The following is a 25727-nucleotide window of genomic DNA, read 5'->3' as shown; positions in this document are numbered from 1 at the left end:
GGCGCCTGAAGGTACAGGCGCATTATGCCTAGCCTTGTTCGGCAAGACACTCGCGCAACGCATCGCGCCAGTCGGGTTGGCTGACCTGCCATTGCTGTTGCAGAAGACCACAATCCAGACGCGAGTTCAGCGGGCGAGTGGCAGGCGTCGGGTAGTCGCTGCTGGGAATCGCTTCCAGGCTGGCGCAGGTTTTGTGCTGAGCCTGCAATTGCTCGGCGATGGCTTGGGCGAACCCGAACCATGACGTTTCGCCTTGGGCGGTCAGGTGGTAAGTGCCCCAGGCACCGGGTTGCCCCGATTGCCAGCGCTCGATCAAGGCGCGCGTGCTGGTGGCGATGGTGCCGGCCCAGGTCGGTGCGCCGATCTGGTCGGCGACGATGCGCAGGTGCGGTTTCTCTTGCAGCAGCCGTTGCATGGTCAGCAGGAAGTTGCGCCCGTGGTTCGAGTAGACCCAGCTGGTGCGCAGTATCAGGTGCTGACCGTTGACGGCGCGGATGGCCTGCTCGCCGGCCAGTTTGCTGGCGCCGTAGACGCCCAGCGGGTGGGGTTCGTCGGCTTCGGTATAGGGCGTGGTCTTGTTGCCGTCGAACACGTAGTCGGTGGAGTAATGGATCAGCGGAATGCCCAGCTCCAGAGCCTGTTCGGCGAATACTCCCGGAGCTGTGGCGTTGATCGCAAATGCCAGCTCGGGTTCGCTTTCCGCTTGATCGACAGCCGTATGTGCGGCGGCATTGATGATCAGATCTGGACGCTCAGCACGAACCTGTCGACGAATTTGATCGGGATTTGCCAGGTCAAGCTGATCGCGCCCCAGCACGATCAATTCACCCAGATCGACCAGGCGTTTTTGTAGCTCACGGGAGACCTGGCCATGCTGGCCGCTGATAAGGATTTTCAGGGTCGCGTTCATGGGAACAGATCAGCCTCTTGCAGGGATTTTCCGACTTGATCCTTCGCAGACAGTTGCGGTACCAGGCCGTCGAGCTTCCAGTCGATGGCCAAGGTCGGGTCATCCCATCTGATGCAGCGTTCGGCGCTGGGTACGTAGTAATCGGTTGTTTTGTACAGAAACTCGGCGTAATCGCTCAGCACCATAAAGCCGTGGGCAAATCCTTCAGGAATCCACAGTTGACAGTTGTTCTGAGCCGACAAGCGCACGCCGGCCCACCGCCCGAAACTCGGCGAGCTGCGACGGATGTCCACCGCCACATCGAGTACCTCGCCGGCGGTGACCCGCACGAGTTTTCCCTGGGTGTGTTCCAGTTGATAGTGCAGGCCACGCAGCACACCTTTCAGTGAGCGGGAGTGGTTGTCCTGAACGAATTCGCGCCTGAGCCCGGTCGCTTCCTCGAACGCACGCGCATTGAAGCTTTCATAAAAGAAACCGCGCTCGTCACCAAAGACCTTCGGCTCGATTATCAGAACACCGGGCAGGTCGGTGTGGATCACCTTCATTACTCTTCTCCAGCAATGGTAAACAGATATTGGCCATAGCCGGTTTTGCCAAAGTACCGGGCCCGTTCAAGTAAATGCTCGTGGCTGATCCAGCCGTTCTGGTAGGCGATTTCTTCGAGGCAGGCGACTTTCAGGCCTTGGCGGTGCTCGATGGTCTGCACGTATTGCGAGGCTTCCAGCAGGCTGTCATGGGTGCCGGTATCGAGCCAGGCAAAGCCTCGACCGAAGCGCTCCACTCGCAGGTCGCCGCGTTGCAGATAAGCGTTGTTGACGTCGGTGATTTCCAGCTCGCCACGGGCCGAAGGTTTCACGGCCTTGGCAATCTTGATGACATCGTTGTCGTAGAAATAGAGCCCGGTGACGGCATAGCTGGACTTTGGTTTTGTCGGCTTTTCTTCGATCGACAGTGCACGTCCTTCGCCATCGAAGTCGATCACCCCGAACCGCTGCGGGTCCTTGACCCAATAGCCGAAAACGGTGGCACCCGATGGTCGGCGGGCGGCAGCGTGCAGTTGCTCACCGAAATGCTGGCCATGGAAGATGTTGTCGCCAAGGATCAGGCACACCGAATCGTCACCGATGAACTCCTCGCCAATCAGGAATGCCTGGGCCAGGCCATCCGGAGACGGTTGCTCGGCATAGCTGAAACTCACCCCGAACTGACTGCCGTCGCCCAACAGATTGCGGTATTGCGGCAGGTCCTGGGGGGTGGAGATCAACAGGATGTCTTTGATACCTGCGAGCATCAGCACCGAGATCGGGTAATAGATCATCGGTTTGTCGTAGACCGGCAGCAGTTGTTTGGATACCCCGAGTGTGATCGGGTGCAGGCGGGTACCAGAGCCGCCGGCCAGTACAATTCCCTTTATCATGCGATCAAGTCCTTGAAGTCAGTGAAGCCCAGTCGCTGGCCTTGATAGCTGCCATTCTGGACCCGTTGGCACCAGTCTAGATTATCGAGGTACCACTGCACGGTTTTACGCAGACCACTGGCGAAAGTTTCTTCGGGCACCCAACCTAGCTCGCGTTCGATTTTACTGGCGTCGATGGCGTAACGCTGGTCGTGGCCGGGGCGGTCTTTGACGAAAGTGATCAGGTCGGCGAAGTGCGCGACGCCTTCAGGTTTTTGCGGCGTCAACTCTTCCAGCAGGTCGCAGATACCGCGCACCACGTCGATGTTTTTCTGTTCGTTGTGGCCGCCGATGTTGTACGTCTCACCGACTACGCCGTTGGTCACCACATTGAGCAGCGCGCGAGCATGGTCCTCGACGAACAGCCAGTCACGCACCTGCAGGCCGTTGCCATACACCGGCAGCGGTTTCCCGGCCAGGGCGTTGAGGATCACCAGCGGAATCAGCTTCTCGGGGAAATGGAACGGCCCGTAATTGTTCGAGCAGTTGGTCAGCAGCACCGGCAATCCGTAGGTGCGCTGCCAGGCGCGGACCAGATGGTCGGACGCCGCCTTGCTGGCGGAGTACGGTGAGCTCGGCGCATAGGGTGTGGTTTCGGTGAACAGGTCGTCGGCGCCATGCAGGTCGCCATACACCTCGTCAGTGGAAATGTGGTGAAAGCGAAAGGCGCTTTTCTCTGGCTCGGCCAGGTTCAGCCAGTAGGCGCGTGTGGCCTCCAGCAGGCTGTAGGTGCCGACTATGTTGGTCTGGATGAAGTCTGACGGGCCATCGATGGAACGGTCGACATGGGACTCGGCCGCCAGGTGCATGATCGCGTGCGGCTGGAACCGCGCCAGTACCGCGCTGACGGCGGCCTGGTCGACGATATCCGCTTGCACAAACTCGTAACGGGTGTCGGTGGCGATACTGCTCAGCGACTCCAGGTTGCCGGCATAGGTCAGCTTGTCCAGGTTGAGCACTTCATGTGCCGTATGGCGGATCAGGTGGCGAACCAGCGCCGAACCGATGAAGCCGGCACCGCCGGTTATGAGGATGCGCATGTGGAGTTGCCCTTTTCCGTCAAACGATAAACGTATGGATCATAGCTTGTCGGCAGGAGGGGTGGCGGCACAAGGGGGGGGCGGTCGGATTTAGTTTTTTGTGGGGTTTTGTTGATCGGATTCGTAACACAGCGTGGGAAAGTTCGCCGCTGTATGGCGTGGCTTGAAAGCCCCCACCCTTACCGATCACTGACCGGTATAAGGGGGTTGCGTATCGCAGTCAGCAGTGGCGATATAGACGCCTTATAAAAATTCCAGGGGTCGTTGTATGTTGCTCGCCACGTTGATTCACCGCGCCAGTTTGCCCAGCCCGCGAGTCTCCGCGCAGCAAGCGCTGGAGCTGTTGCGCGAGCACTACGGCCTGAGCGGGACGCTGCAGTCGTTGGGCAGCCAGCAGGATCTCAACTACCGGCTCGACAGCGACCAGGGCCGTTTCGTCCTCAAAATCTGCCGTGGTGACTACGCCGCCCTGGAGTTGCAGGCCCAGCACGCAGCGCTCAAGCATTTGGGCACACAGCCTGGGCTGCAGGTGCCCCGGGTGATCCCGGCGAAAAATGGTGAAGACCTGCTGACCCTGGAACTTGCCGGTCAATCACTGCATGTGCGCTTGCTCGACTACATCGAAGGTCAATCGCTGACTCACCTCAAACACCTTGGCCATGAACTGGTCGTCGGCCTCGGCCAGCTCTGTGGCGAAATGGACCTGGCGCTGGCCGGGTTCGAGCATCCGGGGCTTGAGCGTACCTTGCAGTGGGACGCCCGGCACGCCAGTGCGTTGATCAACCACCTGTTGCCAGTGATCAGCGACGAGCGGCAGCGAGCGTTGATCGCCGAGGCCGCGCAACAGGCCGAACGGCGTTTGCAGCCACTGGTGGCGAAGTTGCCGGTGCAAGCCATCCACATGGACATCACCGATGACAACGTGGTCTGGCAACGGGATCAGCAGCGTCACTGGCAGTTGCAGGGCGTTATCGATTTCGGCGATCTGATTCGTACCTGGCGCATTACCGATCTGTCGGTGACCTGCGCCGCGCTGCTGCACCATGCCGATGGCGATCCGCTGTGCATTCTGCCGGCGGTGCAGGCTTACCACGCGGTCAATCCGCTGAAGCACGAAGAGTTGCAGGCGCTGTGGCCGATGATCGTCGCGCGTGCGGCGGTGCTGGTGCTCAGCGGTGAGCAACAGGTCAGCATCGATCCGCAGAATCAGTACAGCCGCGACAATCTGAACCACGAGTGGGAGATTTTCCGCGTCGCGACCTCGATACCGTTTGAGTTGATGGAGGCGGCCATTCTGGTGGCGGTCGGCCAGTCGCTGCCGGCGATTGTGAGCCAGGGTTTTGCGCCATTGCTGCCGAGCCTGGTGGGCCGCGAGTTTGCCTTGATCGACCTCGGTGTCCTGAGTCCGCATTTCGAAGCGGGCAACTGGGAGCACGAAGGTATCGACCAACGCCTGTTGGTCGAAGCGGCGGCAGCTCATGGTTTGGCAGCCAGTCGTTATGGGCAATACCGTTTATCGCGGACGCGTCCGGACAGTGCCGTCGAGCCGGACACTTGTCCGCTGCACGTCGACTTGCGGGTGCCACAGGGCACTACGGTCGAGGCACCGTTTGCCGGCGTCGTGCACCTGGCCGCTGACGGCCGCTTGCAACTGGACAGTGCACAGTTGAGTGTGCGCCTGTGGGGTGTCCATCCCTCGCTACACGCAGGTGCGGCCGTGCTCAAAGGGCAGGTGCTGGGTGAAGTCAGTGGAGCGTTGCGGGTCCAACTCAGCCGTGGCGCGGAACTGAATCCTCCACTGTTTTGCACACCATCGCGCGCATCTGCCTGGCAGGCGTTGTGCCCATCGCCGGCTGCGTTGTTGGGGCTGGCTTGCGATGCTGAAGCTGAACTCGATTCACACACCTTGCTGGCACGCCGCGATGCGAGTTTTGCCCGCTCGCAAAAACACTATTACGTCGATCCGCCGCGCATCGAGCGTGGCTGGCGCAATTACCTGATCGACATGCAGGGGCGTTCCTACCTGGACATGCTCAACAACGTTGCGGTGCTCGGTCACGGTCATCCACGCATGGCGGCCGAGGCCAGCCGTCAGTGGTCGTTGCTCAACACCAACTCGCGTTTCCACTATGCGGCAATCGCCGAGTTCTCCGAGCGCTTGCTGGCGCTGGCGCCGGACTCGATGGATCGGGTGTTTCTGGTCAATAGCGGCACCGAGGCCAATGACCTGGCGATTCGCCTGGCGTGGGCCTACAGCGGTGGTCGCGACATGCTTAGCGTGCTTGAGGCGTATCACGGTTGGTCGGTGGCGGCCGACGCGGTGTCGACTTCAATTGCAGATAACCCCAAGGCCCTCAGCAGTCGTCCGGACTGGGTGCATCCGGTGACCGCGCCGAACACTTATCGTGGCGAGTTCCGCGGCCTCGACAGCGCACCGGATTATGTGCGCAGCGTCGAACACAACCTGGCGAAGATTGCCGAGCAGAAGCGGCAATTGGCGGGTTTCATCTGCGAGCCGGTGTACGGCAACGCGGGTGGGATCTCACTGCCTCCGGGTTACCTGAAACAGGTGTATGCGCTGGTTCGCGCCCAGGGTGGCGTGTGCATCGCCGACGAAGTGCAGGTGGGTTATGGCCGCATGGGCAAGTTCTTCTGGGGCTTCGAAGAGCAAGGCGTGGTGCCGGACATCATCACCATGGCCAAGGGCATGGGCAACGGCCAGCCATTGGGTGCGGTCATTACCCGTCGCGAAATCGCCGAAGCGCTGGAGGCCGAAGGTTATTTCTTCTCGTCGGCTGGTGGCAGCCCGGTCAGTTGCCGCATTGGCATGGCGGTGCTGGATGTGATGAAGGAAGAGAAACTTTGGGAAAACGCCCAGGTCGTTGGCGGGTATTTCAAGGAGCGGCTTGAGGCGTTGATCGACTGCCATCCATTGGTGGGCGCGGTGCATGGCTCCGGCTTTTATCTGGGCGTTGAGCTGATTCGCAACCGCGAGACCCTGGAACCGGCCACGGAAGAAACCACCGCACTGTGCGACCGCCTGCGCGAGTTGGGGATTTTCATGCAGCCGACCGGCGATTACCTGAACATCCTCAAGATCAAACCGCCGATGGTGACCTCGCGACAAAGCGTGGATTTCTTTGTCGATACCCTGTCGAGGGTGCTGGACGAAGGGCTCTAAACACATCCCCCCTTGTGGGAGCGAGCTTGCTCGCGATGAGGCTGGTACATCCAACATTAATGTTGACCGTCAGACCGCCATCGCGAGCAAGCTCGCTCCCACAGGGATTGCGTTTAAATTCGATTGATATCGGGTTTAACTGAAGTATTTTCGATGGGTTGATGTTTTATAGCTTTAAAAGCCGATTTTTATCGGTTATAAAGTCGCCTAACGCCACGGCGCAGATCACCGCGCCTGTCCGTTCCCATTTCTGTCATCGGCCGATGCCACAATCGACCCTCTGAACCCGCCCGGGAGATGATTCATGAGCCGTATCGTTACTGTCGCCGCTACCCAGATGGCCTGTTCCTGGGACCTTGAAGCCAACATCGAGACCGCAGAAAAGCTGGTCCGTGAGGCTGCAGCCAAAGGCGCACAGATCATCCTGATTCAGGAATTGTTCGAGACCCCGTACTTCTGCCAGAAGCCGAACCCGGACTACCTGCAGCTGGCCACCACCGCCTCCGAAAACGTGGCCATCAAGCATTTCCAGAAAGTCGCCAAGGAACTGCAAGTCGTACTGCCGATCAGCTTCTTCGAACTGGCAGGTCGCGCACGTTTCAACAGCATCGCAATCATCGATGCCGATGGCAGCAACCTCGGGATTTATCGTAAAAGCCACATCCCGGACGGTCCTGGCTACCATGAAAAGTACTACTTCAACCCGGGCGATACCGGCTTCAAAGTCTGGAATACCCGTTACGCGAAAATCGGCGTGGGCATCTGCTGGGATCAGTGGTTCCCGGAGTGCGCCCGCAGCATGGCGTTGCAAGGCGCGGAAATCCTGTTCTACCCAACCGCGATCGGCAGCGAACCGCACGACAAGACCATTTCGTCCCGCGATCACTGGCAGCGCGTTCAGCAAGGCCATGCCGGCGCCAACCTGATGCCGCTGATCGCCAGCAACCGCATCGGCAATGAAGAACAGGACGGCTACGACATCACCTTCTACGGCTCGTCGTTCATCGCCAACCAGTTTGGCGAAAAGGTTCAGGAACTCAACGAAACCGAAGAAGGCGTACTGGTTCAGAGCTTCGACCTCGACGAACTGGAGCGCGTCCGCAGTGCCTGGGGTTCGTTCCGTGACCGTCGCCCGAACCTGTACGGCGCAATCAAAACCCTCGACGGTTCCCTGGAGTCCTGATCGCTATGACTACTTTGCACAGCACGCCTCGCGCTGACGGTTTTTACATGCCCGCCGAGTGGGCGACCCAGACCCAGACCTGGATGGTCTGGCCGGAGCGCCCGGACAACTGGCGCCTGGGTGGCAAGCCAGCGCAGGCCGCTCACGTTGCGGTGGCCAAAGCCATCGCGCGTTTTGAACCGGTGACTGTTGCCGTATCGGCGGCCCAGTACGAAAACGCCCGAGCGCGTCTGGACGTGCCGAATATTCGCCTCGTCGAGATGTCCAGCGACGACGCCTGGGTCCGTGATACCGGCCCGACATTTGTCATCAACAACAGCGGCGAAGTCCGTGGTGTCGACTGGGACTTCAACGCCTGGGGCGGCTTCGATGGCGGTCTGTATTCGCCGTGGAATCGTGATTCGCAAGTGGCTGGAAAGATCCTTGAGATCGAGCGCAGCCCGCGTTACCGCACCGAGGGCTTTGTGCTCGAAGGCGGTTCGATTCACGTCGATGGCGAGGGCACGCTGATCACTACCGAAGAGTGCCTGTTGAACCGCAATCGCAATCCGCACATGAACCGTGCCGACATCGAAGCGGTGCTCAGCGCACAGCTGGCTGTGGATAAAATCATCTGGCTGCCGGACGGTCTGTTCAACGACGAGACCGACGGTCATGTGGATAACTTCTGCTGCTACGTGCGTCCCGGTGAAGTGCTGTTGGCCTGGACCGATGATCCGCAGGATCCGAACTACCCGCGTTGCCAGGCCGCGATGAAGGTGCTGCAAAGCAGCAATGACGCCAAGGGCCGCCCATTTACGGTGCACAAAATGCCGATTCCGGGGCCGCTTTACGCGACCGAGGAAGAATGCGCAGGTGTCGACCCGGTAGACGGCACTCAGGAACGTAACCCTTCAGTGCGCCTGGCCGGTTCCTACGTGAACTTCCTGATCGTCAACGGCGGCATCATTGCGCCGAGTTTTGACGATCCGCTGGACGCGCAAGCCAAGGAAATCCTTCAAAACCTGTTCCCGCAGCACGAAGTGGTAATGGTGCCGGGGCGTGAACTGTTACTGGGCGGCGGTAATATCCATTGCCTTACCCAACAGCAGCCAGCACCGCACAAAGGTTGAGTGAAGTTGTAACAACCGGCGGCACTGGATTGATGGGAGCTATACCCGGTTTAATCGAGTGACCCCTATCTAACCCGCAGCCCTTATGGACTGCGGGTTTTTTTATGTCCGCGCGTCGGTCTGGCTGGCACATTGGCATAGCTCTTGTATCTGTCTGAGAGTAATTCTCGGGAATGTAGAACTGCGTTGTTCTGTCATAAACCTTGGATAAGTTAGCCGCTCACAAACCAGGAGAGAGCGCCGGAAATGAATATGGTCAGCGAGCGGACATCGCATCCCTTGGCAATGAATGGCGAATCGCTTCAGGTGCTGGCGCAATGGTTGAAATCCAACGGAACGCGACAGGTCAGAGAACCTGACCCGCGCAGGATGATGATCGAGCGTTATCCCGCTGGTTTGTTCAGTGAGGCAGAGCTTGAAGCCTTGTGGGCTGTGATTGAAGGATAGAAAGCAAAGGATTGGTAAAGCGCTGCCCGGATGGCAGCGCTTTTTTTTGCCCTTAAAAAAGCGGGTTCAGGTTTGGTCCAGCCTGCTGTGGCCCAAACAGACCATTCGACCGATCTGCGAAACAGACTAAAAGTCAATCCGGCGTTTTTCGTTCATCGACAGAGGAATAGTCTGCCGGCATCGAATTCCTACGACTTTGCTGGAGCTTTCCATGTCTACCACGATCCTTCATTACATCTACGATCCACTGTGCGGCTGGTGCTACGGTGCCAAGCCTTTGGTGCAAGCGGCACAGGCCGTTTTGCCGGTGGTCGCCCACGGCGGCGGCATGATGACCGGTGCTAACCGACAGACGGTTTCGCCTCAACTGCGCGATTACGTGATGCCTCACGACCGACGCATCGCCGAGTACACCGGGCAGTCGTTTGGTGAGGCGTATTTCGAAGGCTTGCTGCGTGATCACACTGCGGTGTTCGATTCGGCACCACCGATTGCTGCCGTGCTGGCTGCTGAGCAACTCGCCGGACGTGGGTTGGAACTGCTGGGGCGTTTGCAGAGCGCGCACTACGCGGAAGGTCGGCGGATTGCCGATGAAGCGGTGTTGCTGGAACTCGCCGTGTCGATTGGCCTGGAAGCAGAGTCCTTCAAGCGCGAGTTCAAGGACGCACTGGCGAACGAAACCCAAGATCACATCAAGCAAAGCCGCGCATTGTTGGCAGAGGTCGGTGGCCAGGGTTTTCCGACACTGGCGCTGGAACAGGACGGTCAATTTACCCTGGTCGACATCGGCCCATGGCTCGGTAAGCCTGAAGCTTTTGCTGCCTGGTTGAGCCAATCGGTCGTCACTCAGCCGAGCGATTCCGCTTCCCCGGTTCAGGCTTGTGGCCTGGACGGTTGTGCTCACTGATTTCATACCTTACGCGGAGCGACCCATGGATAACCTGAGCTTGATCAAAAGCACCTACGAAGGTGCCAACTCCCAGGAAAACGCACGCAACACTGCTGCGGCGTTGACTGCCGATGCACAGTGGACCGAAGCCGCGGGGTTTCCCTACGCTGGAACCTACGTTGGCTTCGACGCCATCGTCGAGAATGTCTTCAAGCGTCTGGGCACTGAATGGGAAAATTTTCAGTTCAAGGTCGAGAGCTATGTCGCGCAGGATGACAAGGTGTTTGCCTACGGAAACTACAGTGGAATCTACAAGGCCACGGGCCGTCCGATGAACGCTCGAGTCGCGCATTTGTGGACTCTGGCGAATGGAAAAGTCACCCATTTCGAGCAGTTTGTAGACAGCCACACCGTGCAATTGGCGATCGCTGATCAGTAAGTTCTTAGACGATTTTCGCCTAATCACAGACGATTCACGAAATTGACACATGCTTAGGGGCGCGGCTAGGATTCCCGCCCACGCCTGTGGCCAACCGCCACGACTCCAAAAAATAATAAGGGCCTGCCTCGCTTTTGCGTGGGCGGGCCTTTTGTTTTGGAATGAAAAAAGAGCGCCATAGCAGCCATTTCAGCCACCGGTCACAGCGCGTATCAACCCGTAATAAGGAAAATAACATGTTGAACAAGCGGATCGGTCTGATCGCTCTGGGGATTTTTAGCGCGACTCAAGCCATGGCAAATGACCAAGCTGAGTCCAAAGGTTTTGTTGAAGACAGCAGCCTGAAAGTGCTGTTGCGCAACGCCTACATCAATCGCGATTACAAGGACGGTAACCCAGACAAGGCCGAGTGGGGCCAGGCTGCCATCGGCACCTTCTCCTCGGGTTTCACCCAAGGCACCGTGGGTGTCGGCGTTGATGCCTTCGGTCTGTACGCCCTGCGTCTCGATGGCGGCAAGGGCCGTAGCGGCGCCGGTGGTATCGACTTCTTCAAGCAAGGCGACAGCGGCGAAGCCGCCGATGACCTGTCCAAGGCTGGCGCGGCGGTAAAATTCCGTCTGTCCAACACCGTGCTGACCTACGGTGACCAGATGCCGGCACTGCCGGTACTGAACTACGACAACGCCCGTCTGCTACCTGAAAGCTACACCGGCACCTTGATCACCTCCAAGGAGATCAAAGGCCTGGAGCTGAACGCTGGCCGTTTCACCGCCGAATCGCGCAAGAGCGCCGAAGGTCGTGACAGCGGTGGCCTGAAGTCGATCAACGTCTTGGGCGGTAGCTACCAGTTCACCGAACAGTTCAAAGGTGCGTTCTACGCGTCCAACGTTGAAGACGTTCTGAAGAAACAGTACGTGAACCTGAACTACGTGTTCCCGCTGACCACCGATCAGTCCCTGACCCTGGACTTCAACGGCTACCAGACCAAGCTGGACAAGTCTTACGCTCTGGAACATGACACCGAAGGCCAGGACAACAAAATCTGGAGCCTGGCAGCGACCTATGTCACTGGCCCGCACTCGTTCACCCTTGCGCACCAGCGCAGCACCGGTGACAGCAACCTCGGCTACCCGTACGGCGGCTATCAGAAAGAACAGGGTCGTGTCGGTGACGGTGGCAACACCATCTACCTCGCCAACTCCTACTGGTCCGACTTCAACGCCGAAGACGAACGCAGCTGGCAGCTGGGCTACGGCCTCGATTTCGGCGCCTTCGGCGTTCCAGGCCTGACCTACAACGTGGCTTATGTGCGTGGCGACAACATCACCACCGCCACCAGCACCGGCGGTACCGAGCGCGAAATCTTCAACCAGTTCAAGTACGTGGTCCAAAGTGGCCCGGCCAAAGACCTGAGCGTAAAAGTACGCAGTTCGGTCCTGCGCGTGTCGCAGAAATCCAGCGACTACAACGTCAGCGGCAACGAAGTACGTGTGTTTGTGGATTACCCGATCAATATCTTCTGATGATGGTTGTGTGATTCAGGCCTGATGTAAGGCCGAAATGAGAAAGCCCCGACTGATTTGGGGCTTTTTCTTGCATGCGGATCAGATTCAGGTCACGACGTTACTGGCTGCGGTTGTTACCCGGCGCGCCAAGCACCTTCACCACGTCATCGATCACCGCCTTACTCATCTCCTGCAAATAGTGCGACGCCCAGGCATAGCGGTCTTTACCGCGCTCCATCGCCGCATCTTCGGCCAACAGTTTGGAAAGGTGGAGCAAGTCGGAAACGTGGGACAGGGCTTCGAGGATCGGGACGCCACTGCTGACGCGAAATAGAGCTTGGTCGGAATGGATGGAGAAGGGCGTGAGGCCGATGGTTTTCAGGTCTTGGGGGTTAGTCATTGGGCACCTCCGCGACGAGGGGAGGCAAAATGGGACCTTGAAGGTCGCCTGGCGCAGAATTTGGACGGACTGATCTTGTACATGGTCTAGCTCCTATTGTTGAGGAACTGCCACGAACCGTCGCCAAACGATTATGGGTGGCAGCTGTACGCAGGTTGGCGAACCGGGACAATAGGAACCCGGCAGACCCGAAGGTCTCCCGCGCACAGCCGCCATAACAGAAAGTACGAGCGAAAAAAAACGCCAGCAATCGTAATGGTGGCGCCTGTGCGCCTATTGTAAATCGGGTCGCCAAACCCGTTCGCTGAATTTGCAGCGATGACGGGAGCCTAGCGTGCGGGCTGATAGTCTGCAAGCGTGGCGAAGTGCTGGCCGTAGCTGGGGAGTTTTAGTGGTTTTTATGAATGGGCAATAATTGTTGGCCGGCTATAATTTTCATAATTTCGAAAAAGCCGGTCGGCGCTTTGTCAGAGCGGATGAAGGAGACATAGGAAATGGGTGATGAGCTGAATCAGTTTCAGATGGATCTGCTGGATTCTGTGCGTGAAATGAATATCGAGCGCGCCCTTCGTATGGCAGAGGTGACACCGTTAGCAGATATTGACTTCGACGCGAACGTGTCGTCATCCACGGCACATCATAAAAACGCGTCGCAGCAATCAAATAACAGCGACGCGTCAACGAGTGGAGAGTAAATCTGGGGACAGACCACGTTTCTTATCAATACCCCCTGCTAGGTCTCTAACTAGCCTCAATCAACGCCCGTTCTTCCAGCCAGATCTCCTGAACAAACTGATCCGTGATCGCATAGATCCCATGCCCGCGCCGCATGATGATGTTCTCCGCAACCAGCGCAATCACAACGGGCTGAATCTCCTCAACACGCACCTCTCGACCCACTGTCTTCGAATACTCAGCCGCAGCATCGGTGGAGAAAATGCCCCGTGCATCGCCCTGCGTGGATGCAATTTTGTTGAAAATTGCTTGGGCCAGGCTGCCCAACAGCTCAACTTTCTCAAGCTCAATACTCGCCGCCGCCGAGCGCAACGTACTGGCAATAACCGGCAGGAAAAGGTCGGGATCCCCATCTTGCTGCATGAGCTGTCGCAGCGCCTTGAGCATTTCCTCAGGTCGATTTCCCAAAATGTTGAACGCTTCGACCGCGACGTCGAGGGACGGTAATTTCTCCTTTTTCACTGTCATGACGAGCCGGTTGAGCAGGTATTCAACGTAATCACCTTTCAGCACCGGATACGCCGTCGATGTGGCCCCGGAAAATGCCTGATTTCGCTTTGCCGTCAGTTCGCTGACTTGTGCCCTGTGCGATCCCGTTCCGATGAACAGGAAGTAACCCGGCGTATTCGGGCGAGGGTTGATCGCGTCACGAGCTGCTTTGAGTGCCAGGAGCAGTTGATTACCGTCGTCGGAGGAAATGGCGTGTTGTACTTCGTCGATGATCAGCACCAAATTGGTTTTTGCTTGATCCACGACTTCCGTCAAAGCCTGCGCCAGTGTCGGTCCACCTGCGTTGCCAATGCTGTCGAGTTTGAAACTGAACTTGAATCCTGCTGCGCCTATATCAGCACCGCTAACGCGCTTGAGTATTTCGAGCAGCGTGGAGCCTGGCGTCTGGAGCTCCTCCAGGCGTTTACGGATAGCGTTGTGCAAAAGCGTCGCAGGATTGGCCAGCGTATCGCTCCATAGGTCGACGTAAATGACCAGAGCACCGGCTTCTTCCAGGGCAGGGATGAGGTCGTTTCTCAAGAATGTCGTTTTACCTGTCCTGCGCAGGCCGGACAGAAACAGACCTGAGCGCAGACCTTCATCGAGAACACCCGGATTGAGGAGCTGGTTCGCCATCTCTTCAGCCAGTTCAGGGCGCTGGAAAATGCTGCTCATGCAATTACCTCTTTTTATGGATATGCCATAATTATTGGCCAGCCATAATTTAGCATAAAGACTGGGACCTGGTCTGAGGGCTCAGAAATCAGCGTTCCTCCAAGATTTTTCAGGAGGGAGAGCTGGTTTAGGCATATCAATGTCTTGCCCTTACTCATTACACAGCGTCACTAATGAAGTTCTCGCACCCATCTTTATCCCTCCCAAGTAACGCCATACATTCATCTCCACCACCTACCCATCATCCCGAAGGGCAGGTCACTGGAGAGTTGTCATGCCTTTCGTCAGCGTACGCATCACCCGCGATGGCGTTACCTCAGAGCAGAAAGCTCAGGTGATCGCCGAAATCACTGAAACCCTGGAGCGGGTTCTCAACAAACGCCCGGACCTGACCCACATCGTGATCGAAGAAGTCGACACCGATAACTGGGGCTATGCCGGGATCACCACCACCCAATACCGAAAACAACTGGCGCAGGGGCAGTCATGACTCAGTCCGTCACCATTGATTTCGTCTCTGATGTGGTGTGCCCGTGGTGCGCTTTGGGCGCGACGGCACTGGAGCAGGCCATCGAGAATCTGGCCGGTGAAGTTTCGGTCGAGCTGACTTTCAAGCCCTTCGAGTTGAACCCGGACATGCCGGCCGAAGGTGAGAACGCGGTCCAGCACATGATGCGTAAATACGGACGCAGCGCCGAGGAAGTCGCCGCCGGTAAAGAGATGCTGATGGACCGTGGTCAGGCCATCGGGTTGCGGTTCGATCTGGAAAAACGCAGCCACTTCTACAACACCTTTGATGCGCATCGTCTGTTGTTCTGGGCGTTACAGGAAGGGCGGCAGATCGAACTGAAGAAAGGCTTGCTGCGCGCTTTTTTCAGTGAAGGCCAGAACCCGAGCGATCGGGAAACGCTGGTACGTCTGGCCGCTGAAGCGGGGTTGGATACCGCGCGTGCGCGTGAGGTGTTGGCGTCTGGAGCGTTTGCCAAGGAGGTCCGTGAGCTCGAAGCGTTTTACCGCGAGCACGGCATCAATTCGGTACCGGCCATGGTCCTCAACGGCCGTCACCTGGTGTCCGGTTCGCAATCGGTCGAGTACTACGAAGACATGCTGAGGCAAATGGCGCGGGCACCCGCCGAAGCCTGATTGATCACGTTTCAAACCCCACTATTTTGTAGAGGTTCATCATGAGCAATTCGAAAAAAGTCATCGTTATTACTGGCGCATCCCAAGGTCTTGGCGCGGGTATGGTCAAGGCTTTCCGTGATCTCGATTACCGGGTGGTTGCCACCTCGCGTTCGATCAAACCGTCCACCGACCCGGACATCCTCACCGTGGCGGGTGACATCGGCGACCCGGCGATCGCCGAGCGCGTGATTCGTGAAGCGATCGCACGTTTTGGCCGTATCGACACGCTGGTCAACAACGCCGGGATCTTCGTCGCCAAGCCGTTCATCGCCTATACCCACGAGGACTACGCCGCTGTGCTGTCGGTGAACCTGAATGGTTTCTTCTACATCACCCAACTCGCCATCGCCGAGATGGAAAAACAAGGCAGCGGCCACGTCGTCAGCATCACCACCAGCCTGACGGACCACGCGATCGACGGCGTGCCTTCGGTACTGGCGTCGTTGACCAAAGGGGGCCTGAACGCGGCGACCAAATCCCTGGCCATCGAATATGCCAAGCGTGGCATCCGTGTGAACGCGGTCAGCCCCGGCATCATCAAAACGCCGATGCACGGCGAAGAAACCCATGAAGCGCTGGGCAATTTGCACCCGGTCGGGCACATGGGGGAGATCAGCGACATCGCCCAGGCCGTTGTGTATCTGGACTCGGCCGGATTCGTCACCGGCGAGATCCTGCACGTCGATGGCGGTCAGAGCGCCGGTCACTAAGACCTGCTTTTCCACACCTCGGAAACAACCAAGCCCTCGCACTTTTGCGAGGGTCAAGTTTGATAACTCCAGGGACTGAGTGGTTCGTCATTGCGCCAAAAAAGTCTAAATCCATCCTGTTGTTTCTACGATATTTAAGAATTCATTGCTGGCGTCGTCCTGCTGCCGGCTCTGGCATGGCTGCCAGCGAACTAAACTAAGTTGTACCTCTGAAGCAGATGTCTCCAGAGAGGTAAGGAGGTGCCAAATGGCCATTCGTGATACCTATCGGGAAATTGAACAGACCCTGGGTCAGGTACCGGAGTGGATTAAGCAGATGCCGGAAGGTGGAGCGAGCGGATTCTGGGCCGTGGCCCGGGACTTCTGGCTGGCGGATACCAAGATTCCTAATAAGTACAAGGAGTTAATAGGTCTGGCAGTGTCTGGCGCGACCCGTTGTAAGTATTGCGCCCTGTTCCATACCGAAGCCGCGCGCTTGTTTGGCGCGAGCGACGAGGAAATTTCAGAAGCCAGCTTTATGGGATCGCTGACCATGATGGGCAGCACCTTTATTAACGCCCAGCAGATCGACTACGAGCAGTTCCGGCAGGAAACGCTGAGTATCATCCGGTATGTCAAAGATCACTCGCAACCCAAAGCCGCTTAAGCCGTTGCGGGAACAAGCCCTTCGCCAGCTGACGAAGGATAAATTGATTGCAATCACCGGCGATGGTCCCAGGACCACCGCTCGGTGGCAAGCGGCTGTACTGCGAGCCATCAGCGAACTCATGCAATACAGCGATACCGCCCGCGAAGAAAACCAGGACCTGCGTATTCCCTTCGCCAAAGCACTCCACGACCTCTATGGGGGACAGAAGTCCGACGCCGAGTTGACGGAAATGGTGCTGCTGATGCTGGAGGTGGAAACCGCGCCTTTTCTCGGCAAAGGGCCCTAGGCGGGAGCGCGGGTTTTCCAAACCCCAGAAACAACAAAGCCCTCGCATTGCTGCGAGGGCTTCGTTTTGTATGGTGCCGGCACCAGGAGTCGACCCCGGGACCTACTGATTACAAGTCAGGCGCCTTAGTCAGTGAAGTCATAACGTCTAGAGCTTATTTTGTACGCTTGTTATGTGGCTTTTGCCCTGATTTTGCGGATTCCTGCCGGGTTAATGTACGCGGAAAAAACTGGTGTTTTGTCCAGCGCTCTCTACCTTTGATCTGTGGATAATTTGCCCGAGTACCTGATTGATCATCAGGCTAGCCGACAACCTGACATTCGAATTAACTTTTGACCTGACAATTGAGTTGACACCAGTGACAGCCTTGATCAAAATTGATCAACAGTCCAGTACAGCTCGCAGGCAATGTTTAGAACCTGCCCGGCGGTCCTGGACTTTTTTTTGCCTGAAGGAATTGGATATGAAAAGGACAGCCGTACTGGTCGATGGTGGATTTTTCTTCGAGCGTGTACGATTTTTTGCCCGAAAATACTTTCGACCAGGCTTCCTTCTCAACTCAGAACAGCTCAGCACTATCGTCCACGTGCTCGTGAAATCGCACATCGAAGAGCGTCGGACGCTACCGCGAGAGCTATACCGCGTTTACTACTACGACTGTCCTCCCAACGACAAGCAGGTTCGCTACCCTATCACCCCCGAAGGGCACAGAACCCCAGGCAACATCAATTTCAAAGAACACCCGCCGTATAAAGTAAGGGGCGAACTCCACGATAGGCTCAAAAAAAGCCGAAAAACTGCGTTGCGGCTTGGCGAGTTGTCGAAAAGCGGCCGATGGCGTCTCAATGACCATTCGCTTGATGACCTACTGAAAGGCCAGAAAAATTGGGCGGACCTCACCAATGCCGATTTTCACTACGACATTGATCAGAAGGCGGTTGATATAAAGCTTGGCATGGACATCACCACTTTGGCTTTGAATAAGCTGGCAGATGTGATCGTTCTGATCGCCGGTGACTCTGATTTTGTGCCAGCTGCGAAGCTTGCGAGAACGAACGGTATTGATTTTGTCCTTGACCCGATGTGGGCCACGACCGCAGCGAGTTTGAGCGAGCATGTGGACGGTGTCAGGTCGTACGATATCGTCAGGATGATTAGCAATGTGACCAGAGAGCCGGTAGCAAACGTTCCAGTGTGGTGGCGGCAGCCAGATCCTGCTGATGCAGCGGAACCTGCGCCTGAATACGTCAATCCGCCAGATGATACCGACGAGCCTGGCGTTCCTGATTGATCAATCTGCCGATGGGTTAACTGTCGGCACACTCAAGTCGTAAACATCCATCATCGATTCATCTTTGTGACCCGATGCTTGTTGCTTGTCCGCCCGGGTGCCGACGGTGTCGGTGATCCCCTTCCGCTTGAAATCGTGCATGCCAAAGCGCTGCTCTTCGGTGAGCACTCCCTTCTCGATGGCTTGGACGATTAGGCGTTGGAACGCGGTATCCAGTCCGGACTTCGACAGCTGTTTGCCGGTGGACGATACGATCAGAAAACGTTGATCTGCGCGGATCGGAACCGGAACCCGTTTTCGCTCAGGTTTCCGACCTGACAGCTTTGGCCGCGTCCCATGCTGCGCGAAGGCGCGCTGTCCAACGAACGATGTTGTCCCGGCTTTCCTTGCGGCGGTTGGTTAGTACGCCCTTGACCAGTTCGTTCTCGTCGGTAATCCATGTAGAAAAAACGGAATAGGGTGGGCGCCGGCGGCGTAGTTGCTGCTGGCTGGGTGCCAGCAGAGGATTGGGTAGGGGCGGATACCGGAGGCGGCAGTTGGTTCTTGCAGGCAATCTAAACGGCGGCAAATAGCTGGCAGCCGAACCCGGCAAGCAGAAGGGTCAAGGCAGCATAGGCGATGACTTTGGACTTTAGTTTCTTGCGGGCTGCCTCTGCTCGATGCTCCCCAGCAGTTCTACCATCTTCCATATTGGTACCGTCTTCGAGAATGCGCCCAGTGTTCGCATCCGGAGATGGCTGAGGCAAAGACCAGAAGAACAGCATGATGACGCCGCCCATATTCAGACAAAGACCAATGACGTTGATGCAGGCTTTCATACCTACAAGGTAATCCATTACTTTCTTCCTTTTGTACGTCTAATTGTACGTTTGGCAGAAACAACAAAGCCCTCGCATTGCTGCGAGGGCTTCGTTTTGTATGGTGCCGGCACCAGGAGTCGAACCCGGGACCTACTGATTACAAGTCAGTTGCTCTACCAACTGAGCTATACCGGCGTGTTGGGCGACGATTATAGCGATTGGCAGGGTTCTGTAAACCCCTGATTACTGACTATTTTTCAGTATGCCTTTGGCAAGGTTCTCGCCCTTGCGTGCGCTTGAGCGCTTCAGGGCTGGTCTTGATCAGTCCACGGTTGTCGTTCGGTGTAAAACGTGTCGCCCGCAGGGAGGCTTTTGTTGACGAATGACAGGGTTCCAATCGTGACGTTTTCACGGCAGGCCCGCCGATGGTTCGGCGGGCTGGTCTTGTGGATGGCGTCAGTCGGTTACACGCCGTTTTTGACAGCGCTGATCAAGGCCTGGCTCAGGACTTGGGCGGGCGCCACCTGCACGCTCTGGGTATAGAACGGCGGCAGGTTCTGGGCCAGTTGCGACAGCGCCTGGGCCGTGGTGTTTCCTGGCAACAGCACGTATTGCAGGTTCGACGGGTAGCTTTGCGGCACCGGGCCTTCCATGGTCGAACCGTACGCGCCGAAGGTCATCACCGCTTGGGGTGTGAGTGGGTCCGGTGCGTAGAGGAACACGAAGGTGCCGTATTTCGGGTGCGTCAGGTACTGCTCGGCCTGGGCGCGTACCGCCGGGTCCGGGTCGTTCATCAGGGTCCAGCGCATGACTGCATAGCTGCGGGTGGTCTCCATGAATGCCGTGCGAATCGGCGACTGGTTTTCCACGCCACCCAGGCACACCAGCAGGTTGCCGAAGGGATCAAGCAAGGCCACAGAATTGAACACATTGGCTTGCTGGGCGGTTTTCAGCAGAGGCGGCGCCAGTTCCGCACCAGGGTCACGCGGGTTGCTGGAAGTGACCGTCAAGGCGAATGGACTCAACTTGGTCAACGCTTGGCGTACCGGACTGTTCGCCGGCAGCGTGGCCGGGTTTTTCAGCTTGGAAGGCTCAAGACCGCTGTTGTTACTTGCTTTGCGCACAGTGTCGACGCTGGCGGAGAAGATCGAGCTGGTGAGGTAGTACGCCGCCGAGTCGATGGTCTGGCCGCCAAACACCAGGCTCATCGAGCCTTGATAGGCACGGCTGACAGGAGCGGCGACCGCGTAATAGGCCCAGGTTTTTTGCGCTTGTTGACGAATCTGCGGTGGCAACGACGGGAAGGTGAACTGGCTGTTGTAGTTGACCCCCGCGTAGTCATCGATCGCGCTTACGGCGACGTTGAATCCGGCCGTGAGCAGAGCGCCGGCGCACATGGCGCATGGGTCCAGTGTGGTCACGATGGTCAATTTGTCGGGCGGCGGAAGCTTCAGCGATGCGGCTTTTTCGTAGTACCAGTCCACCAATTGCCGCTCGCCATGGGCGGTCGGGTCGTGAGGTAGGAAGTAGGTGGTGCCTTTCCCCGGAAAAGGCATTAACACGTTGTTATGAAGGGCTGCGATGACTTCGCCGGTGGCGTTGTTGATGATCGCCCCGCCGACGGCGAAAGTTTTTTGAATGGCCGCGAGAATGGCCTGGTTGGCGACGGTATCGACTGCTTCCTGTGCACTGTTCAATGTGGTCATTGTGTACCAGCTCCTTGCTGTCCTGAGTGCCAGAGATTTCTGACGCCTGGCAACCATAGTTCAAGCTACGGAGGTTGGTTATGACCATTCGGCTTAATGCTTATGCACAACGGGAGGTGGCTTCGCTGCGTTTACGGCTTATTTTGTGGAGCAGTTCTCAATAAATCGCAACTGGCTGTTTTTTCGCCTGTTTTTTAATATGAACAAAAAATGACCAGCCGCTTTTATGGCCTAAAAGCCATGGATCCAAAGGCTTTCGGCAAGTTTCATCAACAGACTTATCCACAGGCTGTTGATCGAAATGGAGGGGTCATCGACGCTCGGCGAGCAGCATCAAATTGCGCGGTGTCAGTGGGGTTTCGCAGAATAATCCCAAGCGAACCGAATAACCCTGTTCTTCGAGAAACAGCGCACGGTCGAGTACCAGCCACAGTTCCAGCGGGCGCCGGAACAGGCCGCGTAGCAGCTCAAGATTGCGCACCTGCGCCAGGCGTTCCCAGCCAGCGGCTTCCAGCGCCGTCCAATCCTGCGCCGGGACTGTGGATAAGTCTTTCAGCGTGGCCAGGTCGCGGCAGTAATCGGCGAAGGGTTTATCCAGCCAGGCGCTGGGCAGCGATGGTGTTGGCAGGTAGTCGTCACAGCCGCGCAGTTGCCGTTGCAGCAGGTCGAAGGCCAGGCGGCGGGCCATGGACATGTCGCGTTGACGTCGGACGCGGGCACCGGCGGTGACGGTTTCGCTCAGCGGCAGGGCCAGATCGTCGAGGGAAAGTTGTAGGTTGGAGCCTTTAGCCGCGTCGGACAGCGGTTGGTACTGGCGGGCGCTGATGCGGTTATAACAGCAGGGTGCAACGGCCAATTGTTTGCAGCCGGCCGCGCTGGCCAGTTGCATCAGCCGTACATGCAAATCGCCGCAGGCGTGCAGGGCGACCGGGGTGTGTTCGGCGCTCAGGTGAGCAGCCGCATCGCTTGCCATCACATCCTGCTGGAAGTGATTGACCATGAGGTGATGGTGTTGACTCAGCGCCTGACCGCTGGCGATCAGCGCCGGGTCGTACTCCAGACAGGTCAGTTGTTGGTCGGCTTGCAGCAGGCGTCGTCCCAGGTGACCTTTACCCGAGCACCAGTCCAGCCAGTGCCGGGGCTTTGCGGCAAATTGCAGGCAACCGGCGAAGGCTTCGATCTGCTGCCATTTGCGGCCCGGCACGTCGACGTTCAGCCGTCGGGTCGAAGGCTCCGTCATATGAGCCGGAAGCTCGCCTACAGCGCCGAGGGTGATGGCCTGCGCTGCCAGTCCTGGAAAAGGCGCGGGTGCCAGAAGCTGTTCGGGATGGTTGTGGCTGTTTTCCGCGTCTTCCAGTGAACCCTGGCGTAGCCAATCCGCCAGCTCTGGATATTCCGCTTCCCACGGCAGTTGCCGATGGGTAAACGGCCGCGGTCGCCAGAGCGCCTGGTGTTCAGTCAGAAACCCGTCTAGCGCGTTGAAGCGGACGAGCAGTTGCTCGCCCGTCAGCACTGGCCGATCAACGTCCCTGGCAGGCATCGACGCGCAACCAGCGCTCCAGCAACTTGAAGCCGCGCACCAGGATGTAGGCCATCAATAGGTAGAACATGCCGGCCGCGAAGAAGATCTCCACCGGCAGGTAGGTCCGGGCAATGATGGTGCGGGCCATGCCGGTCAGTTCGAGCAAGGTCACGGTGCTGGCCAGGGCGCTGGCCTTGAGCATCAGGATCACTTCGTTGCTGTAGGCCGGCAGGCCGATGCGCGCGGCACGCGGAAGGATGATGTAGAACAGCGCAGTGGGGCGCGACATGCCCAACGCCCGTGCGGCTTCGATCTCGCCTTTCGGGATGGCCTGGATCGCTCCACGCAGGATCTCGGCGATGTAGGCGGCGGTGTGCAGGGTCATGGTGGCGGTGGCGCACCAGAACGGATCGCGCAGGTACGGCCACATCGCGCTCGCGCGGACGGCATCGAACTGCGCCAGACCGTAGTAGACCAGGAACAGTTGCACCAGCAACGGCGTGCCACGGAAGAAGAAAATGTACGCGTAAGGCAGTGCGCGCACGTACCACAGACGCGACGAGCGGGCGATGCCCAGCGGAATCGCCAGCAGTAAACCGAGGACGACGGCGATCGCCACCAACTCAAGGGTCAGGGTCGCGCCCTGAGCCAATTTCGGCAGCCATTTGATGATGACTTCCCAGTTCATTGCGTGCTCCTCGCGAAGCCGCGAGCGGCGCGTTTTTCCAGCAGGTGCATGCCGGTCATGGCCAGAATCGTCAGGCCCAGGTACATGAAGGCGGCGACCATGTAGAAGGTGAACGGCTGCTTGCTCATGGTCACGCCGTTCTGCGCGTGACGCATGATTTCTTCCAGGCCGATTACCGACACCAGCGCGGTGTCCTTCATCAGGATCATGAACAGGTTGCCCAGCCCTGGCAGGGCGATGCGCCACATCTGCGGCATGATCAGCTTGGTGAAGATCCGGAATTTCGACATGCCCAAGGCTACGCCGGCTTCACGGTGGCCTTTGGGAATCGCCAGGATCGCGCCACGAAAAACCTCCGTGGCATAGGCGCCGAAGCACAGGCCCAAGGCGATCACCCCGGCGGCGAAGGCATTGAGCGCGAGGTCGGGATTGCCGAAAAACTCGCCCAAGGCACGCATCAGGTTGACCGTGCCGAAGTAGATCAACAGCACCCAGAGCAATTCCGGGATACCACGAACCAGTGTCGAGTAAGTGCCGCCAAGCCATTGCAGCGGCTTGTACGGGGAAGTCTTGGCCAAGGCGCCGAGCAGACCGAGCACCAGCCCCAGGCACAGTGCCGTGAGCGCCAGTTTAACGGTCATCAGCGCGCCAGCGGCGAGCGCCGGGCCGAATCCGTAAAGATCGATAATCATGAATTTCTATTCAAGTTGCCGCAGGCATTGCTGACGACCGGCACCGCTTCAGGCAGCACCGGTCAGGCCAGTCAGAATCAATAGATGCTGAACGGGAAGTACTTGTCGTTGATCTTTTTGTAGGTGCCGTCAGAGACGATTTCTTTCAGCGCGGCATTCAGCTTGTTACGCAGTTCGTCCTGACCCTTGCGCACGGCAATGCCGATTTTGTCGCTGGATACAACCGGTTCGCCTTTGAACTCGTAGTTTTTGCCAGCGTCGCTTTTCAGCCAGTCGTAGTTGGCGTACTTGTCAGCGAGGATCGCATCGACACGACCGGAGGTCAGGTCCAGGTAGGCGTTTTCCTGAGTGTCATAGAGTTTGATGGTGACGTCGTCGCCATAGTTATCCTCAAGCCAGGTGCCGGCCAGAGTGGCGCGCTGGGTGCCGATGATCTTGCCTTTGAGCGAGGCCTTGTCGGTTTTCAGGTCGACGTTTTTCGGCGCGATGAACTGCAGCTTGTTCGAGTAGTACGGGTCGGTGAAATCAACGGCTTGCTTGCGCTCCTCGGTGATCGACAGCGAGGAGACCAGGAAGTCGAATTTCTTGGCGTTCAGTGCCGGGATGATGCCGTCCCAGTCAGAGGTGACGACTTCGCACTCGACTTTCATCTTGGCGCACAGGGCGTCGCCAATGTCTTTGTCGAAGCCGACCACCTGACCGCTGGCATCTTTGTTGTTGAACGGCGGGTAAGCCGCTTCGATGCCCATTTTCAGTTTTTCGTCGGCCATCGCGTTGGCCGAAAACACCAGTGTGGTGGCCACGGCCAGGAGGAATTTTGTGTAAGTCTGCATGTGGGTAGCTCCATTAGCGGTTGCTGGACATGAATTGTTTGCAGCGCGCCGAAAGCGGGTTTTCGAACACCTGCTGGGGCGATCCTTGCTCTTCCACCAGGCCCTGGTGAAGGAACACCACTTCGCTGGACACCTGACGGGCAAAGCCCATTTCGTGGGTGACCAGCAGCATGGTGCGGCCTTCTTCGGCCAAGGCGCGGATCACGTTTAGTACTTCCTGAACCATTTCCGGGTCAAGCGCGGAAGTCGGCTCATCAAACAGAATGACTTTGGGTTGCATCGCCAGAGTGCGGGCGATGGCGGCGCGCTGTTGCTGACCGCCGGAAAGTTCTGCCGGGTAGGCGTGGCGCTTGTCGGCGATGCCGACCTTGGCCAGCAAGGCTTCCGCCACTTCGATGGCATCGCGCTTGCTTTGCCCGAGCACGCGGCGAGGGGCTTCGATGATGTTGTCGAGCACGCTCATGTGCGGCCACAGGTTAAAGTTTTGAAATACAAAACCGATTTCGCTGCGCAGGCGATTGATCTGCTTGCCGTCGGCGGCGACCAGTTCGCCGTTTTTCGCAGGCTTGAGTTTGAGCTCTTCACCGGCCACCAGGATCTGGCCCTGATTCGGGTTTTCCAACAGATTGATGCAACGAAGAAAAGTCGACTTGCCGGAACCGGAGGAGCCCAGGATCGAGATCACATCGCCGTCGCGGGCGGTCAGCGAGATGCCTTTGAGCACCTCCAACTGGCCGTAGCGTTTGTGCAAGTTGCGGATTTCAAGCGCGGGCGTGGCCTCAGCCATGTGCGGTCCTCATTGTGTTCTGTTGTGCTTGTGCTGTTGGTCGGCGTTCCTGGCGAGGCGCCACGCTAGCATAGCGTTCGAATGGCGACCAACAGCCCCGCGGGGCTTGGACGGGCA

Annotated in this window: 27 protein-coding genes, 1 tRNA gene and 1 pseudogene; 14 read left to right on the top strand and 15 right to left on the bottom strand. The window is 57.8% G+C overall.

From position 1 onward, the window contains the following. Positions 1 to 28: 28 nt before the first annotated feature. From rfbD to rfbB, 4 genes are read right to left on the bottom strand one after another with little or no spacing between them, the layout of a single operon-like run. Complete coding sequence (rfbD, locus tag BK659_RS05275; protein ID WP_123424053.1) at positions 29 to 910, bottom strand: dTDP-4-dehydrorhamnose reductase; 882 nt, start codon at positions 908 to 910, stop codon at positions 29 to 31. Then, positions 907 to 1455: a dTDP-4-dehydrorhamnose 3,5-epimerase gene (rfbC, locus tag BK659_RS05270; RefSeq protein ID WP_123424052.1), complete on the bottom strand. Its 549-nt coding sequence runs from the start codon at positions 1453 to 1455 to the stop codon at positions 907 to 909. Before rfbC ends, rfbD begins: the two co-directional genes overlap by 4 nt. Then, positions 1455 to 2327: a glucose-1-phosphate thymidylyltransferase RfbA gene (gene rfbA / locus BK659_RS05265; RefSeq protein WP_123424051.1), complete on the bottom strand. Its 873-nt coding sequence runs from the start codon at positions 2325 to 2327 to the stop codon at positions 1455 to 1457. The genes rfbC and rfbA overlap by 1 nt, the downstream gene beginning before the upstream one ends. Further along, entirely contained in the window at positions 2324 to 3406 is a 1083-nt protein-coding gene (rfbB, locus tag BK659_RS05260; protein WP_123424050.1) for a dTDP-glucose 4,6-dehydratase, read from the bottom strand. Before rfbB ends, rfbA begins: the two co-directional genes overlap by 4 nt. Before the next feature lie 268 nt (positions 3407 to 3674). On the opposite strand from rfbB, the gene BK659_RS05255 reads away from it, so the two are divergent. The 7 genes from BK659_RS05255 to BK659_RS05225 all read left to right on the top strand — a co-directional run bounded on the left by BK659_RS05255 (position 3675) and on the right by BK659_RS05225 (position 12180). Continuing rightward, on the top strand, positions 3675 to 6587 hold the full coding sequence (locus BK659_RS05255; RefSeq protein WP_123424049.1) for an aminotransferase: 2913 nt from the start codon (positions 3675 to 3677) through the stop codon (positions 6585 to 6587). 304 nt (positions 6588 to 6891) lie between these two features. Beyond that, entirely contained in the window at positions 6892 to 7770 is an 879-nt protein-coding gene (gene aguB, locus BK659_RS05250) for an N-carbamoylputrescine amidase (protein WP_123424048.1), read from the top strand. A gap of 5 nt (positions 7771 to 7775) precedes the next feature. Next, positions 7776 to 8882 carry an agmatine deiminase gene (aguA, locus tag BK659_RS05245; RefSeq protein WP_123424047.1) on the top strand — a complete coding sequence of 369 codons (1107 nt, stop codon included), beginning with the start codon at positions 7776 to 7778 and terminating at the stop codon, positions 8880 to 8882. 246 nt (positions 8883 to 9128) lie between these two features. Then, a complete protein-coding gene (locus BK659_RS05240; protein ID WP_123424046.1) occupies positions 9129 to 9329 on the top strand; it encodes a hypothetical protein in 201 nt (66 codons plus the stop codon). A 211-nt stretch (positions 9330 to 9540) separates the two neighbouring features. Beyond that, on the top strand, positions 9541 to 10236 hold the full coding sequence (locus tag BK659_RS05235) for a DsbA family protein (protein ID WP_123424045.1): 696 nt from the start codon (positions 9541 to 9543) through the stop codon (positions 10234 to 10236). 25 nt (positions 10237 to 10261) lie between these two features. Then, positions 10262 to 10657 (top strand): nuclear transport factor 2 family protein, encoded by a 396-nt coding sequence (locus tag BK659_RS05230; protein WP_123424044.1) that lies wholly within the window; start codon positions 10262 to 10264, stop codon positions 10655 to 10657. Positions 10658 to 10893: 236 nt separating this feature from the next. Continuing rightward, the gene (locus tag BK659_RS05225; protein ID WP_123424043.1) at positions 10894 to 12180 is read left to right on the top strand and encodes an OprD family porin; all 1287 of its coding nucleotides are present in this window, start codon (positions 10894 to 10896) and stop codon (positions 12178 to 12180) included. A 100-nt stretch (positions 12181 to 12280) separates the two neighbouring features. Here BK659_RS05225 and BK659_RS05220 read toward each other — a convergent pair whose 3' ends face one another. Further along, positions 12281 to 12562 carry a DUF3077 domain-containing protein gene (locus BK659_RS05220; RefSeq protein ID WP_123424042.1) on the bottom strand — a complete coding sequence of 94 codons (282 nt, stop codon included), beginning with the start codon at positions 12560 to 12562 and terminating at the stop codon, positions 12281 to 12283. A gap of 494 nt (positions 12563 to 13056) precedes the next feature. Between BK659_RS05220 and BK659_RS05210 the strand changes: the two genes are divergently transcribed. Next, entirely contained in the window at positions 13057 to 13257 is a 201-nt protein-coding gene (locus BK659_RS05210; RefSeq protein ID WP_123424041.1) for a hypothetical protein, read from the top strand. Between the two features lie 46 nt (positions 13258 to 13303). On the opposite strand, the gene BK659_RS05205 is transcribed toward BK659_RS05210, so the two are convergent. Beyond that, on the bottom strand, positions 13304 to 14461 hold the full coding sequence (locus BK659_RS05205) for an AAA family ATPase (protein ID WP_123424040.1): 1158 nt from the start codon (positions 14459 to 14461) through the stop codon (positions 13304 to 13306). 274 nt (positions 14462 to 14735) lie between these two features. Between BK659_RS05205 and BK659_RS05200 the strand changes: the two genes are divergently transcribed. The 6 genes from BK659_RS05200 (at position 14736) to BK659_RS05175 (ending at position 18582) form a co-directional block, all read left to right on the top strand. Beyond that, positions 14736 to 14951: a tautomerase family protein gene (locus BK659_RS05200; RefSeq protein WP_123424039.1), complete on the top strand. Its 216-nt coding sequence runs from the start codon at positions 14736 to 14738 to the stop codon at positions 14949 to 14951. Next, positions 14948 to 15604: a DsbA family oxidoreductase gene (locus tag BK659_RS05195; protein WP_123424038.1), complete on the top strand. Its 657-nt coding sequence runs from the start codon at positions 14948 to 14950 to the stop codon at positions 15602 to 15604. Before BK659_RS05200 ends, BK659_RS05195 begins: the two co-directional genes overlap by 4 nt. Positions 15605 to 15645: 41 nt before the next feature. Then, positions 15646 to 16356 carry an SDR family NAD(P)-dependent oxidoreductase gene (locus BK659_RS05190; RefSeq protein ID WP_123424037.1) on the top strand — a complete coding sequence of 237 codons (711 nt, stop codon included), beginning with the start codon at positions 15646 to 15648 and terminating at the stop codon, positions 16354 to 16356. 247 nt (positions 16357 to 16603) lie between these two features. Further along, positions 16604 to 17002, top strand: coding sequence for a carboxymuconolactone decarboxylase family protein (locus BK659_RS05185; protein WP_123424036.1), 399 nt, complete (start codon positions 16604 to 16606; stop codon positions 17000 to 17002). Beyond that, a complete protein-coding gene (locus tag BK659_RS05180) occupies positions 16968 to 17291 on the top strand; it encodes a hypothetical protein (protein WP_259740208.1) in 324 nt (107 codons plus the stop codon). The genes BK659_RS05185 and BK659_RS05180 overlap by 35 nt, the downstream gene beginning before the upstream one ends. A 463-nt stretch (positions 17292 to 17754) precedes the next feature. Then, the gene (locus BK659_RS05175; RefSeq protein ID WP_123424034.1) at positions 17755 to 18582 is read left to right on the top strand and encodes an NYN domain-containing protein; all 828 of its coding nucleotides are present in this window, start codon (positions 17755 to 17757) and stop codon (positions 18580 to 18582) included. On the opposite strand, the pseudogene BK659_RS05170 reads toward BK659_RS05175, so the two are convergent. The 9 genes and pseudogenes from BK659_RS05170 to BK659_RS05130 all read right to left on the bottom strand — a co-directional run. Continuing rightward, positions 18583 to 19018: pseudogene (locus BK659_RS05170) on the bottom strand (site-specific integrase); the annotation flags it as partial. It abuts the gene before it with no gap. A gap of 118 nt (positions 19019 to 19136) precedes the next feature. Further along, positions 19137 to 19418, bottom strand: coding sequence for a hypothetical protein (locus BK659_RS05165; RefSeq protein ID WP_123424033.1), 282 nt, complete (start codon positions 19416 to 19418; stop codon positions 19137 to 19139). Between the two features lie 83 nt (positions 19419 to 19501). Beyond that, positions 19502 to 19577: transfer RNA gene (locus BK659_RS05160), tRNA-Thr, on the bottom strand. Between the two features lie 269 nt (positions 19578 to 19846). Further along, entirely contained in the window at positions 19847 to 21088 is a 1242-nt protein-coding gene (locus BK659_RS05155) for a nucleoside deaminase (protein ID WP_123424032.1), read from the bottom strand. Positions 21089 to 21398: 310 nt separating this feature from the next. Beyond that, positions 21399 to 22628, bottom strand: coding sequence for a methyltransferase (locus BK659_RS05150; protein WP_123424031.1), 1230 nt, complete (start codon positions 22626 to 22628; stop codon positions 21399 to 21401). After that, the gene (locus BK659_RS05145) at positions 22609 to 23298 is read right to left on the bottom strand and encodes an ABC transporter permease (protein WP_071552393.1); all 690 of its coding nucleotides are present in this window, start codon (positions 23296 to 23298) and stop codon (positions 22609 to 22611) included. Before BK659_RS05145 ends, BK659_RS05150 begins: the two co-directional genes overlap by 20 nt. After that, a complete protein-coding gene (locus tag BK659_RS05140) occupies positions 23295 to 23990 on the bottom strand; it encodes an ABC transporter permease (RefSeq protein ID WP_123424030.1) in 696 nt (231 codons plus the stop codon). The genes BK659_RS05145 and BK659_RS05140 overlap by 4 nt, the downstream gene beginning before the upstream one ends. Before the next feature lie 77 nt (positions 23991 to 24067). After that, positions 24068 to 24823, bottom strand: a complete 756-nt coding sequence (locus BK659_RS05135) for an ABC transporter substrate-binding protein (RefSeq protein ID WP_123424029.1) — start codon at positions 24821 to 24823, stop codon at positions 24068 to 24070. Between the two features lie 13 nt (positions 24824 to 24836). Beyond that, positions 24837 to 25610: an ABC transporter ATP-binding protein gene (locus BK659_RS05130; RefSeq protein WP_123424028.1), complete on the bottom strand. Its 774-nt coding sequence runs from the start codon at positions 25608 to 25610 to the stop codon at positions 24837 to 24839. Between the last annotated feature and the right edge of the window lie 117 nt (positions 25611 to 25727).

It is taken from the genome of Pseudomonas brassicacearum (assembly GCF_003732225.1).
Classification (GTDB): Bacteria; Pseudomonadota; Gammaproteobacteria; order Pseudomonadales; family Pseudomonadaceae; genus Aquipseudomonas; species Aquipseudomonas brassicacearum_E.
Note: the sequence above shows the minus strand (reverse complement) of the source record. Positions and strands in the feature narration are given on the sequence as shown.

Coding starts and splice junctions, on each gene's coding strand:
- rfbD (WP_123424053.1), bottom strand. CDS start 910: ATGAACGCGACCCTGAAAATCCTTATCAGCGGCCAGCATGGCCAGGTC.
- rfbC (WP_123424052.1), bottom strand. CDS start 1,455: ATGAAGGTGATCCACACCGACCTGCCCGGTGTTCTGATAATCGAGCCG.
- rfbA (WP_123424051.1), bottom strand. CDS start 2,327: ATGATAAAGGGAATTGTACTGGCCGGCGGCTCTGGTACCCGCCTGCAC.
- rfbB (WP_123424050.1), bottom strand. CDS start 3,406: ATGCGCATCCTCATAACCGGCGGTGCCGGCTTCATCGGTTCGGCGCTG.
- BK659_RS05255 (WP_123424049.1), top strand. CDS start 3,675: ATGTTGCTCGCCACGTTGATTCACCGCGCCAGTTTGCCCAGCCCGCGA.
- aguB (WP_123424048.1), top strand. CDS start 6,892: ATGAGCCGTATCGTTACTGTCGCCGCTACCCAGATGGCCTGTTCCTGG.
- aguA (WP_123424047.1), top strand. CDS start 7,776: ATGACTACTTTGCACAGCACGCCTCGCGCTGACGGTTTTTACATGCCC.
- BK659_RS05240 (WP_123424046.1), top strand. CDS start 9,129: ATGAATATGGTCAGCGAGCGGACATCGCATCCCTTGGCAATGAATGGC.
- BK659_RS05235 (WP_123424045.1), top strand. CDS start 9,541: ATGTCTACCACGATCCTTCATTACATCTACGATCCACTGTGCGGCTGG.
- BK659_RS05230 (WP_123424044.1), top strand. CDS start 10,262: ATGGATAACCTGAGCTTGATCAAAAGCACCTACGAAGGTGCCAACTCC.
- BK659_RS05225 (WP_123424043.1), top strand. CDS start 10,894: ATGTTGAACAAGCGGATCGGTCTGATCGCTCTGGGGATTTTTAGCGCG.
- BK659_RS05220 (WP_123424042.1), bottom strand. CDS start 12,562: ATGACTAACCCCCAAGACCTGAAAACCATCGGCCTCACGCCCTTCTCC.
- BK659_RS05210 (WP_123424041.1), top strand. CDS start 13,057: ATGGGTGATGAGCTGAATCAGTTTCAGATGGATCTGCTGGATTCTGTG.
- BK659_RS05205 (WP_123424040.1), bottom strand. CDS start 14,461: ATGAGCAGCATTTTCCAGCGCCCTGAACTGGCTGAAGAGATGGCGAAC.
- BK659_RS05200 (WP_123424039.1), top strand. CDS start 14,736: ATGCCTTTCGTCAGCGTACGCATCACCCGCGATGGCGTTACCTCAGAG.
- BK659_RS05195 (WP_123424038.1), top strand. CDS start 14,948: ATGACTCAGTCCGTCACCATTGATTTCGTCTCTGATGTGGTGTGCCCG.
- BK659_RS05190 (WP_123424037.1), top strand. CDS start 15,646: ATGAGCAATTCGAAAAAAGTCATCGTTATTACTGGCGCATCCCAAGGT.
- BK659_RS05185 (WP_123424036.1), top strand. CDS start 16,604: ATGGCCATTCGTGATACCTATCGGGAAATTGAACAGACCCTGGGTCAG.
- BK659_RS05180 (WP_259740208.1), top strand. CDS start 16,968: ATGTCAAAGATCACTCGCAACCCAAAGCCGCTTAAGCCGTTGCGGGAA.
- BK659_RS05175 (WP_123424034.1), top strand. CDS start 17,755: ATGAAAAGGACAGCCGTACTGGTCGATGGTGGATTTTTCTTCGAGCGT.
- BK659_RS05165 (WP_123424033.1), bottom strand. CDS start 19,418: ATGGATTACCTTGTAGGTATGAAAGCCTGCATCAACGTCATTGGTCTT.
- BK659_RS05155 (WP_123424032.1), bottom strand. CDS start 21,088: ATGACCACATTGAACAGTGCACAGGAAGCAGTCGATACCGTCGCCAAC.
- BK659_RS05150 (WP_123424031.1), bottom strand. CDS start 22,628: ATGCCTGCCAGGGACGTTGATCGGCCAGTGCTGACGGGCGAGCAACTG.
- BK659_RS05145 (WP_071552393.1), bottom strand. CDS start 23,298: ATGAACTGGGAAGTCATCATCAAATGGCTGCCGAAATTGGCTCAGGGC.
- BK659_RS05140 (WP_123424030.1), bottom strand. CDS start 23,990: ATGATTATCGATCTTTACGGATTCGGCCCGGCGCTCGCCGCTGGCGCG.
- BK659_RS05135 (WP_123424029.1), bottom strand. CDS start 24,823: ATGCAGACTTACACAAAATTCCTCCTGGCCGTGGCCACCACACTGGTG.
- BK659_RS05130 (WP_123424028.1), bottom strand. CDS start 25,610: ATGGCTGAGGCCACGCCCGCGCTTGAAATCCGCAACTTGCACAAACGC.